Source organism: Streptomyces sp. NPDC048106, assembly GCF_040706415.1.
Lineage (GTDB): Bacteria > Actinomycetota > Actinomycetes > Streptomycetales > Streptomycetaceae > Streptomyces.
The window spans coordinates 223316-238588 of sequence record NZ_JBEZND010000005.1 but is presented as its reverse complement, the minus strand read 5'-3'; the positions used below and the strand labels follow the sequence as shown (position 1 = coordinate 238588).

The window sequence follows — 15273 nt, the reverse complement described above, 5'->3', positions numbered from 1 at the left end:
GGTCGTCACGCCCCTGTGAGCTTGGAGAACTTCTGCTGGTAGGCGGTCTCTTCCTTCTGCGTCAGGGCGCGGAAGGGGTGGGACTTCGCCTGCATGGCCTTGTCGGGCACGATCAGCGGATTGCTCGCGGCCGACTTGTCGATCCTGGCGAGGTAGGGGACCACCCCCTCGACGGGGCTGACGTAGTTGACGTAGGCGGCGAGTTCGGCGGCGGGCTCGGGCTGGAAGTAGTAGTCGATGAGCCGCTCGGCGTTGGTCTTGTGGCGCGCCTTGTTCGGGACCATCAGGTTGTCGGTCGACGTCATGTAGCCGCTGTCCGGGATGATGAAGCCGACCTCCGGGTTGTCGGCCTGGAGCTGGACGATGTCGCCGCCCCAGGCGACGCAGGCGGCGATGTCGCCCTTGGCCAGGTCGGAGGTGTAGTCGTTGCCGGTGAAGCGGCGGATCTGGCCCTTGTCGACGCCCTTCTGGAGGCGGGCGATGGCCGCGTCGTAGTCGTCGTCGGTGACCTTCGCCGGGTCCTTGCCCAGGTCGAGCAGGACCATGCCGATGCTGTCGCGCATCTCGGTCAGGAAGCTGACGCGCCCCTTGAGCTTGGGGTTGTCCAGGAGGTCGGAGACCGACTTCACCTCGACGCCGTCCAGGGCCTTCTTGTTGTAGGCGATGACGGTGGAGATGCCCTGCCAGGGGTAGGAGTAGGCGCGGCCCGGGTCCCAGTCGGGGGCGCGGAACTGGTCCGAGAGGTTGGCGAAGGCGTGCGGCAGGTTGGCCGGGTCCAGCTTCTGGACGTAGCCGAGCCGGATCATGCGGGCGGCCAGCCAGTCGGTGAGGACGATCAGGTCGCGGCCGGTGTCCTGGCCGGCGGCGAGCTCCGGCTGGATCTTGCCGAAGAACTCGTCGTTGTCGTTGATGTCCTCGGTGTACTTGACCCGGATGCCGGTCCCCTTGGTGAACGCGTCGATGGTGGGGTGGCGTTTGCCTTTGTCGTCGACGTCGATGTACTCGGGCCAGTTGGAGAAGTTGACGACCTTCTCCGTGGCCGAGTGGTCGTCCGCGGACACGCCGCCCTGGGTCTTGTTCGCGGCGGGGATGCCGCAGGCGCTCAGCGTCCCGAGTCCGCCGACCGCGAGCGCGCCCCCGGCGGAGGCGCGCAGCAGCGAACGGCGGGTGAGCGCGGCCCTGCCGCTGCGGAAACTGCGGCGTATGGCGGCGGTTTCGACCGGAGTGAGGCGGTCGGACTCGTAACTCTCCATGCGCGTGGTGGCCTTTCGGGAAGGGAGGGGGTGCCCGGTGGAGGGGACGGGCGTCGTACCCGGTGGAGCGGACCGCGGGCGAGGGTCCCGCGGTCGGGGGTCGGCTCCTACCGGTCCCCGAAGATCGTGCGGTGCCAGTCCTTGCGGGCCACCGCCGTGTTATCGAACATTACGTGCTTGACCTGCGTGTACTCCTCGAACGAGTACGTCGACATGTCCTTGCCGAAGCCGGAGGCCTTGTAGCCGCCGTGCGGCATCTCGCTGATGATCGGGATGTGATCGTTGATCCACACGCAGCCCGCCTTGATGTCGCGGGTGGCGCGGTTGGCCCGGTAGACGCTGCCGCTCCAGGCGGAGGCGGCGAGGCCGTACGGGGTGTCGTTGGCGAGCCGGATGCCCTCGTCGTCGGTGTCGAAGGGCAGGACGACCAGGACGGGACCGAAGATCTCGCTCTGGACGATCTCGCTGTCCTGGGCGGCGTCGGCGATGAGGGTGGGCCGGTAGTAGGCGCCCGCGGCCAGGTCGCCGCCGGGGGCCTCGCCGCCGGTGACCACGCGGGCGTAGCCGCGGGCGCGGTCCACGAAGCCGGCGACGCGGTCGCGCTGGGCGTGCGAGATGAGCGGCCCGAGGTCGGTGCCGGCGGCGAAGGGGTCGCCGAGCCGCACGGTCTCCATCAGTGCGGCGGTGCGCTCGACGAACGCCTCGTACAGCGGCCGCTGCACATAGGCGCGGGTGGCGGCGGTGCAGTCCTGGCCGGTGTTGATGAGCGCGCCGGCCACGGCCCCGTTGACGGCGGCGTCCAGGTCGGCGTCGTCGAACACGACGAAGGGGGCCTTGCCGCCCAGCTCCAGGTGGAGCCGCTTGACGGTCGCGGTGGCGACCTCGGCGACGCGCTTGCCGACGCCGGTGGAGCCGGTGAAGGAGGTCATGGCGACGTGGGGGTGCCCGACCAGGTGCTCGCCGGCGACCCGGCCGGTGCCCGTGACGATGTTGAGCACGCCGTCCGGGATGCCCGCGTCGGTGGCGGCCTGGGCGAAGAGCAGCGAGGTCAGCGGGGTCAGCTCGGCGGGCTTCAGCACGATGGTGTTGCCCGCGGCGATCGCCGGGAGCACCTTCCACGCGGCCATCTGGAGCGGGTAGTTCCACGGCGCGATGGACCCGACGACCCCGATCGGCTCGCGCCGGACGTACGACGTGTGGTCGCCGGAGTACTCACCGGCGGACTGCCCCGTCAGGTGCCGGGCGGCGCCCGCGAAGAAGGCGGTGTTGTCGATCGTCCCCGGCACGTCGAACTCGCGGCTGAGTTTGAGGGGCTTGCCGCACTGGAGCGACTCCGCGCGGGCGAAGTCCTCGGCGCGGTCGGCGAGCACGGCGGCGAAGCGGTGCAGGGCGTCCGAGCGTTCGCCCGGAGTGGCCGCGGCCCAGCCGGGGAACGCCTCGCGCGCGGCGGCCACGGCCGCGTCGACGTCGTCGGCGCCGGCCAGGTCGTAGCTGTACACCTCGGCACCGGAGGCCGGGTCGACCACGGCGTGCCGGTGCCCCGAAGTACCCTTCGTCAGACGGCCGGCGATGAACTGAGCGCCCTCCGCGAAACGGTCCGCTGCGGGAAATCGTTCCTGGGTGGCGGTGCCCGGGTAGTGCATGTCGCTCTCCTCCGCCGATCACCCCTTCTCAGGGGCGGGTGGCGTAGCTCCAGCTCGATTTGAGTGCCGATCCTGACAGAGGGACACGCCTCCAACAAGTGATTCCGTTGTTGCCTTTTGGTTACGCGACGGAATCTGTCGACCAGGTGTCGAGTCGGCCATGGAAAAGCCGGACGGAGTGTCAGTGGTGCGTGCCACACTCGCGTGCATGGGGAGGATCGACGGGCTGGAAGCCCTGGTCAGCGAGGTCCGGGCAGGGTCCCGGATCAAATATCTGCACTTCTGGGGCCACCGCCCCCGGCCGGACGGCGGCATCGGCGCGAGCTGTCTGAGCCAGTGGTGGCCCTCGCCCTTCGTGGCCGACGGCAGGCGGTACGCGACGGCGGAGCACTGGATGATGGCCGCGAAGGCCCGGCTCTTCGGCGACGCCGAGGCCGAGCGCCATGTCCTCGCGGCGGCGCACCCCGCCCAGGCGAAGAAGGCGGGCCGTCTGGTCCGCGGCTTCGACGAGGCGATATGGGAGCGGGAGCGGTTCCGGATCGTGGTCGAGGGCAGCCTCCACAAGTTCGCCGCCGACCCCGGCCTGCGCGCCTTCCTCGTGGGCACGGGCAACCGGGTCCTGGTCGAGGCCAGCCCCCTCGACCGGGTCTGGGGCATCGGCCTCGCCGCGGACGACGAGGCCGCGAGCGACCCGGAGCGCTGGAGGGGGCTGAACCTGCTGGGCTTCGCGCTGATGGCGGCGCGGGAGGAGCTGGCGGGAGGTCAGGCGGCCGTGCCGCCGCGCCCGGCCCGCTCGGTGTAGGGGGCGGGCGCGGCCGCTCCGGGGGTCAGCGCTCCGCGGCCACCGTCGCCGAGAGGGTGTGGACGGAGCCGTAGTACGGGTCGGAGCTGTCCGAGTCGTTGTTGATCGCGGCGGTGATGCCGATCGCGAGCAGCACGATCACGGCGACGCCGACGATGATGCCGATGACGCCCATGATCAGGCCGGCCTGGGCCTGTCCGTGGTTCGTGGCCTCGCCGCGCTCGGCCCGGCGGCGGCCCTTGGTGCCGAAGACCACCGCGAGGATGCCGAGGATCACGGAGGCGATGCCGTACAGGCAGAACAGGCAGATGGACAGGATGCCCAGCACCATCGCCGCGGTGCCCATGCCGTTCTGCGGGGCCAGGGGCATGCCGGTCCAGCCGTAGCTCCCGGTCGGGTAGCCGGGGTAGCCGTAGCCACCGGACGCCGGGGGCGGCGGCATGCCGGGCCCGGTGGGCGCGATCGGCGGGGGCGGCACCGGGTCACCCGTGCCGGGGGCGCCGTACGCGGGCGGGGTGGGCGCGCCGAAGGCGGGCGGGGCGGGCGCGCCGTACGCGGGCGGGGTGGGCGCGCCGAAGCCCGGGGTGCCCGCGGCGGGCGGGGCGAAGTCGGGCTGGGCGAAGCCGCCGGTCGGCAGGTCGGTCACGGTGGCCTGGTCGTGCACGGACGGCGGCTGGACCGGGGGCTGTCCCGCGCCCGGCGCGGCGGGCTGGTTCTTGTCGAGCGGTATCCGCTGCTCGGGCGGCGCCCACGGGTCGTGGCCGCCGGCCGCCCCACTCGACTGCGTTCCGTCTGACACGCGCACTTCCCCCTCGGTCGTTCGTCCGCCCATGCTAAGGCCTTCCCGGCCCACCGAGACCGGCCGGTCCCGGCCCTCCCGCGCACCGGAATCCGGGCACGCCCGTACCGCCGCCGCGCCGTCTCCCCCACCGTCTCCCCGCCGTCTGCCTGTCGTCATGCCTGTCGGGTGCCCGCCGCCCCGGCCCCTCGCCCCTTCCCCGCCGCTCCCCCGCCTACGATGTCTCCTGACGATCAGCCGATCACCCGCGCCGCGCCCGCAGGGCCCGTCGGCGCCCTGCCCGGGGAGGACCCCTTGAACGACAGTTCCGTACCCGTCGCCGGCCCGGCCGGCCGCGACCTGCGCTCGTTCATCGCCGGACTGCCCAAGGCCGAGCTGCACGTCCATCACGTGGGCTCCGCCTCCCCCCGGATCGTCTCGGAGCTGGCCGCGCGCCACCGCGACTCCAGGGTGCCGGCCGACCCCGAGGCCCTCGCCGAGTACTTCACCTTCACCGACTTCGCGCACTTCATCGAGGTGTACCTGTCGGTGGTGGACCTGATCCGCACCCCGGAGGACGTCCGGCTGCTCACCTACGAGGTGGCCCGCGACCTGGCCCGCCAGCAGGTGCGCTACGCGGAGCTGACCCTCACCCCGTTCTCCTCCACCCGGCGCGGCATAGACGCACACGCCTTCATGGACGCGATCGAGGACGCCCGCAAGTGCGCCGAGGCCGAGTTCGGCACCGTACTGCGCTGGTGCTTCGACATCCCCGGCGAGGCCGGTCTGGAGTCCGCGGAGGAGACCCTCCGGCTCGCCACCGACGACCGGATCCGCCCGGAGGGCCTGGTGTCGTTCGGGCTCGGCGGCCCCGAGATCGGCGTGCCCCGCCCCCAGTTCAAGCCGTTCTTCGACCAGGCCATCGCGGCCGGCCTGCGCTCGGTCCCGCACTCCGGCGAGACCACCGGCCCGCAGTCGGTGTGGGACGCGCTCAACGAGCTGGGCGCCGAGCGCATCGGGCACGGCACCAGTTCCGCCCAGGACCCGGCGTTGCTCGCGCACCTCGCCGAGCGGCGCATCCCGCTGGAGGTCTGCCCGACCTCCAACATCGCCACCCGCGCGGTCCGCACCCTGGACGAGCACCCGATCCGGGAGTTCGCGCGGGCCGGGGTGCTGATCACCGTCAACTCCGACGACCCGCCGATGTTCGGCACCGACCTCAACAACGAGTACGCGGTGGCCGCCCGCCTCCTCGACCTGGACGAGCGCGGCGTCGCGGACCTCGCCAAGAACGCGGTGGAGGCGTCCTTCCTGGACGCGGCGGGCAAGGCGCGGATCGCGGCGGAGATCGACACGTACACCGCCGCCCGGCTCGCCGGCTGAGGCACACCACAATGGGGCCATGCAGACCGTGACCGCCGTGGCCCACCGCGGCGACCCCTACCGCTTCCGTGAGAACACCCTCGACTCGCTGCGTTCCGCGCTGGACCGGGGCGCGGACGCGGTCGAGTTCGACGTACGGCTCACCCGCGACGGCGTGCCCGTGCTGCTGCACGACGACACGCTCCAGCGGCTGTGGGAGGTGGCACGCCCGCTGGGCGCGCTCTCCGCCGAGGAGGTGCGCGGGCTCACCGGGGGCCGGGTGCCGACGCTGGCGGAGGCGCTCGCCGCGACCGGTGACAGCCGGGTGATGGTGGACCTGTGCGGGCGGGTGACGCGGCGGACGGTGCAGCGGACCCTGGACGTGGTCCGGGAGAGCGGGGCCGGGGACCGGGTGTACTACAGCGCGGGCGCCGAGACGACGCTCGCCCTGCGCGCCGCCGACCCGGCCGCGGAGATCGCCCTGACCTGGACGACGCTGGCCCCGCCCCGCCCCGCGCTGCTGGCCGCGATCAACCCCCGCTGGCTCAACTACCGCTTCTCCCTGGTCGACCGTGACCTGGTCGCCCGCGTCCACCGCGACGGACGGCTCGTCTCCGTCTGGACCCCGGACACCCGGCGCTCCCTGCGCCGGCTGATGGACCTCGGCGTGGACTCGATCACCACGAACCGCATCGACGTCCTGCACGACCTGCGCTCCCGCTAGGGCCTCGGAGCCTCCCTCAGGGGCTTGCCCTGAGCACCATCCCTGTTCCGAGGCCGGTTCCCTCAGGGCCGCGCCAGGGCCGCGCGCCCTCCTCGGTGAGGATCCGCGCGCGGGCCGGTCCGCCGGAGACTGCTCGGGTCCCGGTCGCCGAACCCCGAGGAGTCCCGTATGCACCGCCGCACCCGTGCCGCCGTACTCACCGCGTCCGCCCTGGCTCTGGCCCTGGCCGCCGGGCCGCTGGCGGCCCCCGCCCTCGCCGCGCCGGGGTGCACGATCTGGTGAGCGGGCGGCCGGCGGACCCGGACGCCCGGTTCCGCGCCGGGTCGACCACGAAGGTGGTGACGGCGGCGGCCGTGCTGCGGCTCGCGGCCGAGGGGCGGATCGACGTGAACCGGCCGGTCCAGCACTATCTGCCGGGCCTGCTCGACAAGCGGTTCGAGCCCGTCACCGTACGGCAGTTGCTGAACCACACCAGCGGCATCCAGCCGGCCGACGGCTGGGGCGACGACTTCGCCGCCCAGTACGCGCACCGTTTCGACACCGTCACCCCGGCCCAGGTGGTGGCGTCGGCGGTGGCCAGGGGTCCGGAGTTCCGGCCGGGCGAGCGGCAGGACTACCTGAACATCAACTACACGGTCCTCGGGCTGCTGATCGAGAAGGTGACCGGGCGGTCGTACGCCGAGGAGGCGACGCGGCTGGTGCTGCGGCCCGCCGGCATGCGGGACACGTACTTCCCGGGCGCCGACCCGCGCATCCGGGGCCCGCACAATCACGGCTACCAGAAGCTGGAGCAGGCCGACGGGACGGTCCGGTTCGTGGACGTCACCGACTGGAACCAGGCGGGCATCCGGGCGGCCGGTGACATGATCTCCACGACGGCCGATCTGGAACGGCTGGTCACGGCGCTGTTCTCGGGCCGGATCGTCCCGGGGCCGCAGCTGCGCGAGATGTTCCGGGTGCCGAAGGTGCGGGAGGGCGAGGCGAGTTACAGCGCGGGACTTCAGCGGTTCGCGTACGAGGGCACGGTGTACTGGGTCAAGTCCGGTGCGCGGTACGGCTACTCGAACGGCATCGCCGCGACCCGGGACCTGCGCCGCACCCTCGTCTTCTCGGTCGGGGCCACGGACGCCAAGGGCGATTCGATGAACGCCGTGACCCAGCGGATCGTGTTGGCGGCACTCAAGCAGCCGTAGCAACAGGTGAGTTGGCGCCGGTCAGCGCCTCCAGGCGCTTGATCTTCGCGCGGACGACGTACAGCGGGACGACGCCGAAGACGCCGAACGACATGTCGATCACGCTCCACCAGAACGGGATGCCCCGGACCGGGCCGCAGACGAGGGCGAGCGGGATGATGCCGGCGCAGGCGATCATGCCGAACTCGATGACCCAGATGTTGCGCACCGGGTCGCGGTACGGGCCGTAGAAGGCGACCGCGATGACGAGATGGGCGAAGGCCAGCCAGTCCGTGCCGTACAGGACGAACGGGTACTTCGCGTCGACGGTGTCCAGCCCCTCCCGCACCCGTTCGATCCACCCGGCCAGGGCGGGCCACCACTCCGGCCCCCCGGACGCCCTCAACACGCCGTCCGTCCAGCGCAGTTCGTGCACCAGCGGGAAGGCCGTGGCCCCGCTGAGCACCAGACACACCACGAAGAAGACCAGCCAGCCGCGAATGCCCTCCAGGAGGGCGGCTCTGTCGCTCATGACGCAGAGCGTACGCGTAATTGAACGCGTTCAAAACCTGTTCCGGCGAACGCGCACGCGGTTCGCGGGGCCTCGACCGGCCGTCAATCACGCCCCACTCCCCCACATGCCTGTACATTTCGGACCACCGTTTCGAGAGGTGACCGGCAGACGGGGCAAGGGATGAACGCGGACGGACGGGGCGCGGTGGAGACCGGGGTCGCGCGGCTGTGCGCGGCGCCGGCGCTCGCCGGGAGCGGGCGGGTCGGGCTGGTGGGGAATCACACCACGGTGCTGCCCGATCTGCGCCCGGCCGCGCCCGCGTTGGCGGCGGCGGGGCTGCGGCTGACCGCGTTGTTCGGGCCCGAGCACGGGGTGGACGGGAGCGGACAGGCCGACGAGGGCGGGGACGCGGAGCGCGCCACGGGACTGCCGGTGTACGACACCTACGGCTGCGACGGGGAGCGGCTCGACAAGTTGCTGGCCGACAGCGGGGTCGACGTCCTCGTGTACGACCTCCAGGACGTCGGAGCCAGGTTCTACACCTACGTGTGGACCATGTTCGACCTGATGGTCTCCGCGGCCCGCACCGGGGTGCGCTTCGTGGTCGCCGACCGGCCCAACCCCCTCGGCGGGACCGTCAGCGAGGGCCCGCTGCTCGAACCGGCCTGGGCGAGCTTCGTGGGGCGGGTGCCGATTCCCGTCCGGTACGGCCTCACCACCGGCGAACTCGCCCGGTACTTCAACGCCGAGGCCGTCCCCCGGCAGGCGGGCGCGCCCGTCGAGTTGTCCGTGATCGAGGCGGCCGGCTGGCGGCGCGCCATGGACGCCGGGGCCACCGGCCTGCCCTGGATCGCGCCCTCACCGAACATGCCGACCCCCGCCACCGCCGCCGTCTACCCCGGCACCTGTCTGTTCGAGGGCACGAACCTCTCCGAGGGCCGTGGCACCACCCAGCCCTTCGAGATCGTCGGCGCGCCCTACGTCGACGCCCGGTTCGCACCCTCGCTCGCCGAACTCGCCCTGCCCGGAGTGCACTTCCGTGATCTGCGTTTTGTCCCGACCTTCCACAAGCACGCCGGACGGCCCCTGCGCGGAGTGCAGCTCCACGTCACCGACCGCGCCGCGTTCCGGCCGGTGCGCACCGCCGTCGCCATGCTCGCCACACTGCGGGCGCTTTACCCGGACGACTTCGCCTGGCACACCGCAAAGGGCGCGCACGTCATCGACCTGCTGTGGGGCTCCGACCGGCTCCGGCGGACCATCGACGCGGGCGCGGACCCGCTGCCGCTGTGCGAGCCGCCCGCGCCGCCGGGCACCTGGGCGGGCGCCGACGTGCTGCTGTACTCCTGAGCCGCCCCGCCGGGACGGAGGACCCCGTCGATGACCCCGACCGCGCTCAGTGGCCCGGTGGTCCGGGGCTTCAGGGCGGGTGACGGCCCGCCGCTCGTGGACGCCTGGTGCCGGAGCGCCCCGGCCGATCCGATCACCCCGGACCGCTTCCGTTCCCTCGTGCTGCTCGACGCCAACTTCGACCCGGAGGGGCTCCGGGTCGCGGTGGCCGGCGGCCGTGTCCTCGGCGCCGCCCACGCGGTGCGCCGGCTCACCCCGATGAGCGGCACCGACCTGGAGCCCGGCCAGGGCTGGATCCCGTTCTTCTTCGTCGACCCGGCCGCCCGCGGGCACGGCCTCGGGCGCCTGCTGCTGACCGACGCCCTCGACTGGCTGCGCACACACGGCCGTACCACCGTGGACTTCTCCTGCTACACCCCGAACTACTTCCTCCCCGGCCTGGACGCCGACACCTACCCCGAGGCGGCGAAGCTCCTCGGCTCGCTCGGCTTCCGGACGCGGTACGAGGCGGTGGCGATGGACCGCTCGCTCGTCGGCCACCGCGTGCCGGACGCCGTCGCCCTGCGCCGGGACGAACTGACCGCCGTGGGCTACCGGTTCACCACCCCCGCCGACGACGACCTGGTGGAGCTGATCGCACTCGCCCGGGACCACTTCAACCCGGACTGGGCGCGGGCGATCCGGGAGTGCGTGGCCACCGGCACCCCCCTGGACCGGATCGTCGTCGCCCGGGAGCCCGCCGGGCGGCTGGTGGGCTGGGCGATGCACGGCGCGTACGAGTCGGCGATCGAGCGGTTCGGCCCGTTCGGGGTGCGGGCGGAGACGCGCGGCAGCGGGCTCGGCAAGGTGCTGCTCCACCTGGTCCTCGCGCGGATGCGGGCGCGCGGCGCGCACGGGGCGTGGTTCCTGTGGACCGGCGAGCGGTCACCGGCGGGCCGGCTGTACCGGGGCGCCGGGTTCACCACGACCCGGGTGTTCCGGGTCCTGCGCCGGGAGGCCGCCCGATGACGGCGCCCCGGCGCGGCCCGAGCCGGCGGCACGTCGCGCTCGCGCTCCCCTCCGCCGTGCTCGCCGGCGGCTGCGCGGCCCCGCACCAGGGCACCGGCCGCCCCGGGGATCCGATCGTCCTCACCCTGCTCTCCCACTACTCCAGCGGGGTGCTGAAGAAGGCCCTCCAGGACCCGGTGGACGAGTGGAACGCCACGCACGACCGGGTCAAGGTCCGCACGACTGCGGTGGACTTCGCCGACCTGCTGACCACGTTCATGGTCCGGCAGGCCGCGGGCCGGGGCGCCGACCTCCTCCAGCCGTACTGCCTGTGGACCGGCCAGCTCGTCCGGGCCGGCGTGCTGCGGCCCGCCCCGCCCGAGCACGCGGCCGAGATCAGGCGCGGCTACAGCGCGGCCGCGGTCGGCGCGGCGTCCGCCGGGGGCCGGATCTACGGCTATCCCACCGAGGTGCAGACGTACGCCCTCTACTACAACGCACGGCTGCTGCGCGCCGCCGGGGTCGGCCGGCCACCGCGCACCTGGCCCGAGTTGGCGCGGGCGGCCGACCGCACCACACGCCGGGACCGGTACGGCAACACCCTGGTGCAGGGCTTCGGCCTCTCGGTGTACGACGACTCCACCACCGTCGGCCAGACACTGGCCCTGCTGAACGCGGCCGGGGGCACATTCGTCTCCGCGGACGGCGCGCGCACCGCGATCGACTCGCCGGCCGGGCGGGCGGTGTTCGAGCTGGAGCACCGCCTGGTCGCCCGGGGGGCGAGCGCGCCCGGCGTCAACGTCTACCAGGCGTTCCCCGCCGGGCAGGTGGCCATGGTGATCGGCGCCGGCTGGTGGACCGGGAGCCTGAAGCCGCTGATGGGCGCGGACTACCGGGACGTCGGCGTCGCCCCGGTGCCCGTCCCCGAAGCGGGCGACCGGCCCGCGACCCTCTCCACGGGCTTCCTGCTCGGGGTCAACGCGGCCAGCCGGCACCCGCGCGAGGCATGGGAGTTCCTGCGCTGGCTCAACGCGGAGAAGACGGGCGCGAAGGGCGTGACGCGCATGAGCGCCCTCCAGGTGTCGGTCGGCTCGCTCACCGGCCGGGCCGAGGACATGCGGGCGCTGCTCGGCCGGGGCGGGGATCCGAACCTGCGGCCGTTCCTGGACGCGCTGGCGTACGCGGTGCCGGAGCCGAACACGCCGGGCGCGCAGCAGGCGAAGACGCTGCTGCGCGCGAACATCGAGGCGCTGTGGACCGGTCAGCGGTCGGTCGAGGAGGCGCTGCGCACCACGCGCCGGCAGGTCGATCAGGAGGTGTCGCGCCTGTGGTGAACACGCTGGCGCCGGAGCGGACCGAACGTCCCGCGCCCCGCGAGGGTGCCCCGGGCAGCGTCCTCGCCGCGCGCGCCCGGCGCCGCCAGGCGCTCGTCGCCTACCTCTTCCTCGCGCCGGCCCTGCTGTTCTTCGCGGTCTTCCTCGTGCTGCCGCTCGCCTTCGCCCTGCTGCTGTCGATGTCGCGGTGGGCCGGGTTCGACCTCGGGGACATCCGTCCGGTGGGCCTGGACAACTTCACGGGGCTGTTCGCGCGGGGGTCGACGTTCGTGACGCCGGTCCTCACCAACACCGTGCTGTTCGCGCTGGGGACGGTGGTCATCGCGCTGGCGGGCTCGGTGCTCGTCGCCACCTGCGTCGACCGGCTGCGGTTCCAGGGGCTGTGGCGGACCCTGTACTTCCTGCCGATGGTCACGACCGTGGTCGCGGTCGGCAACGTGTGGAAGTACATGTACGAGCCGGGCGGCCTCGTCAACGGCGTCCTCAACGCCCTGGGACTCGGCTCGGTCGCCTTCCTCCAGGACCCGCACACGGCGCTGCCCGCGGTGGTGGTCGTCCAGGCGTGGGCCTCCGCGGGGTCGGCGATCCTCGTCCTCACGGCGGGGCTGAAGTCGATCCCGCGGTCGTACTACGAGGCCGCCGCGCTGGACGGTGCCGGGCCGGTCACGGTCTTCTTGAGGATCACGCTGCCGTTGCTGCGGCCGTCGCTGCTGTTCGTGTGCGTCACCCAGTTCCTCACCGGGCTCCAGTCGTTCGCGCTGATCACGGTGATGACCAAGGGCGGTCCCGGCGACGCCACGTCGGTGGCGGCGCTGGAGATGTACCGGCAGGCCTTCTCCTACGGCGACTGGGGCACGGCGAGCGCGGCGGCGTTCGTGCTGTTCGTGGTGGTGCTGCTGATCACGCTCACGCAACTGTGGGTGTTCCGGCGCCAGGGGGAGGCCGCGTGAGAGGCCGCCGAGGGCCGTGGGGGGCGTATCTCCTCGTCGTGACCGGTGCCGTGCTCATGGTGGTGCCGTTCCTCGACATGGTGGCGACGTCCCTCAAGGGGCCGGGAGAGTCCGGGAGGCTGCCGTACCGCTTCCTGCCGAAGGCGTTCGACTTCGGCAACTACCGTGCGGCGCTGCACCAGTTGGATCTGCCGCTGCTCTTCCGCAACAGCGTCACCGCGACGGCGCTGATCACCGGTTCGGTGCTGCTCACCTCGTCCCTGGCCGGTTACGCGCTCGCCAAACTCCGCTTCCCGGGCCGGGACCTGGTCTTCCGGCTGGTGCTGGCCACGATGATGTTCCCGCCGTTCCTCTTCTTCATCCCGCACTTCCTGATCCTGGTGCACTGGCCGCTGGCGGGCGGCAACGACCTGCTCGGGCGGGGCGGCGCGGGGCTGACCGTCAGCGTCGTGGCGCTCGCGATGCCGTTCCTCGTCAACGGCTTCGGGATCTTCCTCATGCGCCAGTTCATGCTCTCCATCCCGGACGAGGTCCTGGAGGCCGCCCGTCTCGACGGCGCGGGCGAGTTCACCCTCTGGTGGCGCATCGTCCTCCCCCAGACCGGACCGGTCCTCGTCACCCTCGCCGTGCTGACCTTCACGGACGCCTGGAACGAGTACATCTGGGCCCTGCTGATCTCCACCGCCGACCCGGACGTGATGACCCTGCCGGTGGGCATCCAGCTCCTCCAGGACCACGTCGACCCCACCCGCACCATGCCGGTCGTCATGGCCGCGCTGGTCCTGAGCATCCTCCCGGTCCTGCTCCTCTTCCTGCTGCTCCAGAAGCACTACATCCGGGGCGTCATGCTCAGCGGCCTCAAGTGAGGCCGGGGGACTACTCCTTGGCGGGGGCGCGCAGGAACACGGCGGCGACGAGGGCCGTCGCCAGGACCAGCCCGGCGTCGGCCGCGATCGCGGTACGGATGCCGTGCAGAACGCCGGGGACCGTCGTCGTCGCCATGGCGCCCGTCGCGATCGCGCTCATCACCGGTGTGCCCATCGTGATGCCGATCTGCTGGCTCATGGTGGCCAGGCCCGTGGCCATGCCCTGCTCGTGGTCGGGCAGACCGCTGGTGGCGGTGATCATGAAGGCGACGATGAGCAGCATGTTGCCGACGCCGCCGACGAAGGTGGCGGGCAGCAGCAGGGCGAGGCTGCGGGCGGTCGTGCCCAGGGCGAGCAGGCCCGCGGTGGCGGCGGCCTGGACGAGGGCGCCGGTGATCAGGGCGGCGCGGGTGCCGGTGCGGGCGATGACGCGGGGGGCGAGGGTGCCGCCGAGGACGGTGCCGAGGCCCAGGACGCCGAAGGACAGGCCCGCGGCCAGGGGGGAGAAGCCGAGGACCTTCTGGAGGTAGAGGGTCAGCAGGAAGACCAGGGAGGTCTCGGTGACGAAGGCGAGGACACCGGCGACGTTGCCCCAGGCGACGGCGCGCCGGCGCAGGACGGTGACCGGGACCAGCGGGGCCGGGGCCTTGCGTTCGATCAGGTAGAACGCGATCAGGAGCAGCAGGCCGGCGGCCAGCACGAGCAGGGCGGCGGGGTCGCCCCAGCCGTGCTCGCCGGCCCGGGTGAAGCCGAGGACGACGGCGAGCAGGCCGAGGGTGACCGCGAGCGCGCCGGGCAGGTCCAGCCGGGGGCGGACCGGGGGCCGGGACTCGGTCAGGACCATCGGGGCGATCACCAGGACGGCCGCGGCGACGGGCACGTTGACGAGGAACGCCCACCGCCAGGACAGCAGGTCGGTCAGCACTCCGCCGAGGACGGCGCCGGTGGTGAACCCGGCCGACATCAGCGCCCCGTTGAGCCCCAGCGCCCGCTGCCGCAGCGGCCCTTCGGGGAAGGAGGTGGTCAGCAGGGCGAGACCGGCCGGGGTGACCACCGCGGTGGCCAGGCCCTGGAAGACCCGGGCGGCGATGAGCACCTGCGGGCCGGTCGCGAGGCCCCCGGCCAGCGAGGCCAGGCCCAGCACGGCCAGACCGCCCAGGAACAGCCTGCGCCGCCCGAACAGGTCCGCGATCCGCCCGGCCAGCAGGGTGAACCCGGCCGCGCACAGCGCGAACGCGGTCGCGATCCACTGGAGGTTCGCCAGCGAGAACCCGAGCCCCCGCCCGATCACCGGCAGGGCCACGTTCAGGATCGAGAAGTCCACCGCCAGCATGAACTGCGCCACCAGCAGCACCACCAGCGTCAGCCGCGGCCGCGCCGACCGCCGCGGCCCCGGGGCGTCCGGCCCGGCCGGGACCGCCCTTCGCGTCACACCATCGACAACAGACATGGGATTCCCTCCGGGAGGCTTCGACAGCCGAGGCGGCTGCGACCGAGGGAATCCTGCGACCGGCGGCGGCACTTACCCAGGCCCCGGA

At 72.8% G+C, this 15273-nt stretch carries 13 protein-coding genes and 1 pseudogene; 9 read left to right on the top strand and 5 right to left on the bottom strand.

Annotated elements, in window-relative coordinates:
- Positions 1-5: 5 nt before the first annotated feature.
- Both AB0927_RS07315 and AB0927_RS07310 read right to left on the bottom strand, forming a co-directional pair.
- Positions 6-1253 carry a spermidine/putrescine ABC transporter substrate-binding protein gene (locus AB0927_RS07315; protein WP_366666552.1) on the bottom strand — a complete coding sequence of 416 codons (1248 nt, stop codon included), beginning with the start codon at positions 1251-1253 and terminating at the stop codon, positions 6-8.
- 107 nt (positions 1254-1360) lie between these two features.
- Positions 1361-2896, bottom strand: coding sequence for a gamma-aminobutyraldehyde dehydrogenase (locus tag AB0927_RS07310; RefSeq protein WP_366666551.1), 1536 nt, complete (start codon positions 2894-2896; stop codon positions 1361-1363).
- A 208-nt stretch (positions 2897-3104) separates the two neighbouring features.
- On the opposite strand from AB0927_RS07310, the gene AB0927_RS07305 reads away from it, so the two are divergent.
- The gene (locus AB0927_RS07305; RefSeq protein ID WP_366666550.1) at positions 3105-3698 is read left to right on the top strand and encodes an NADAR family protein; all 594 of its coding nucleotides are present in this window, start codon (positions 3105-3107) and stop codon (positions 3696-3698) included.
- Positions 3699-3723: 25 nt separating this feature from the next.
- On the opposite strand, the gene AB0927_RS07300 is transcribed toward AB0927_RS07305, so the two are convergent.
- Positions 3724-4497 carry a DUF4190 domain-containing protein gene (locus tag AB0927_RS07300; RefSeq protein WP_366666549.1) on the bottom strand — a complete coding sequence of 258 codons (774 nt, stop codon included), beginning with the start codon at positions 4495-4497 and terminating at the stop codon, positions 3724-3726.
- 219 nt (positions 4498-4716) lie between these two features.
- Here AB0927_RS07300 and AB0927_RS07295 point away from each other — a divergent pair, with 219 nt between their 5' ends.
- From AB0927_RS07295 to AB0927_RS07285, 3 genes and pseudogenes are all read left to right on the top strand, one after another.
- Positions 4717-5859: an adenosine deaminase gene (locus tag AB0927_RS07295; RefSeq protein ID WP_366666548.1), complete on the top strand. Its 1143-nt coding sequence runs from the start codon at positions 4717-4719 to the stop codon at positions 5857-5859.
- Between the two features lie 19 nt (positions 5860-5878).
- On the top strand, positions 5879-6562 hold the full coding sequence (locus AB0927_RS07290; protein WP_366666547.1) for a glycerophosphodiester phosphodiesterase: 684 nt from the start codon (positions 5879-5881) through the stop codon (positions 6560-6562).
- A 260-nt stretch (positions 6563-6822) separates the two neighbouring features.
- Positions 6823-7755, top strand: a pseudogene (locus AB0927_RS07285) (serine hydrolase domain-containing protein); the annotation flags it as partial.
- On the opposite strand, the gene AB0927_RS07280 reads toward AB0927_RS07285, so the two are convergent.
- Positions 7742-8266: a hypothetical protein gene (locus AB0927_RS07280; protein WP_366666546.1), complete on the bottom strand. Its 525-nt coding sequence runs from the start codon at positions 8264-8266 to the stop codon at positions 7742-7744. The pseudogene AB0927_RS07285 and the gene AB0927_RS07280 overlap by 14 nt on opposite strands.
- A 162-nt stretch (positions 8267-8428) precedes the next feature.
- On the opposite strand from AB0927_RS07280, the gene AB0927_RS07275 reads away from it, so the two are divergent.
- From AB0927_RS07275 to AB0927_RS07255, 5 genes are read left to right on the top strand one after another with little or no spacing between them, the layout of a single operon-like run.
- The gene (locus AB0927_RS07275) at positions 8429-9598 is read left to right on the top strand and encodes a DUF1343 domain-containing protein (RefSeq protein ID WP_366666545.1); all 1170 of its coding nucleotides are present in this window, start codon (positions 8429-8431) and stop codon (positions 9596-9598) included.
- Positions 9599-9628: 30 nt separating this feature from the next.
- Positions 9629-10606 carry a GNAT family N-acetyltransferase gene (locus AB0927_RS07270; RefSeq protein WP_366666544.1) on the top strand — a complete coding sequence of 326 codons (978 nt, stop codon included), beginning with the start codon at positions 9629-9631 and terminating at the stop codon, positions 10604-10606.
- Positions 10603-11919: an extracellular solute-binding protein gene (locus tag AB0927_RS07265; protein ID WP_366666543.1), complete on the top strand. Its 1317-nt coding sequence runs from the start codon at positions 10603-10605 to the stop codon at positions 11917-11919. The genes AB0927_RS07270 and AB0927_RS07265 overlap by 4 nt, the downstream gene beginning before the upstream one ends.
- Complete coding sequence (locus tag AB0927_RS07260; protein WP_366666542.1) at positions 11913-12869, top strand: sugar ABC transporter permease; 957 nt, start codon at positions 11913-11915, stop codon at positions 12867-12869. Before AB0927_RS07265 ends, AB0927_RS07260 begins: the two co-directional genes overlap by 7 nt.
- 38 nt (positions 12870-12907) lie before the next feature.
- Positions 12908-13735 carry a carbohydrate ABC transporter permease gene (locus tag AB0927_RS07255; RefSeq protein ID WP_366666541.1) on the top strand — a complete coding sequence of 276 codons (828 nt, stop codon included), beginning with the start codon at positions 12908-12910 and terminating at the stop codon, positions 13733-13735.
- A gap of 10 nt (positions 13736-13745) precedes the next feature.
- Here the strand turns inward: AB0927_RS07255 and AB0927_RS07250 are convergent, their stop codons facing one another.
- Positions 13746-15185: an MFS transporter gene (locus AB0927_RS07250; protein ID WP_366666540.1), complete on the bottom strand. Its 1440-nt coding sequence runs from the start codon at positions 15183-15185 to the stop codon at positions 13746-13748.
- Positions 15186-15273: the final 88 nt, after the last annotated feature.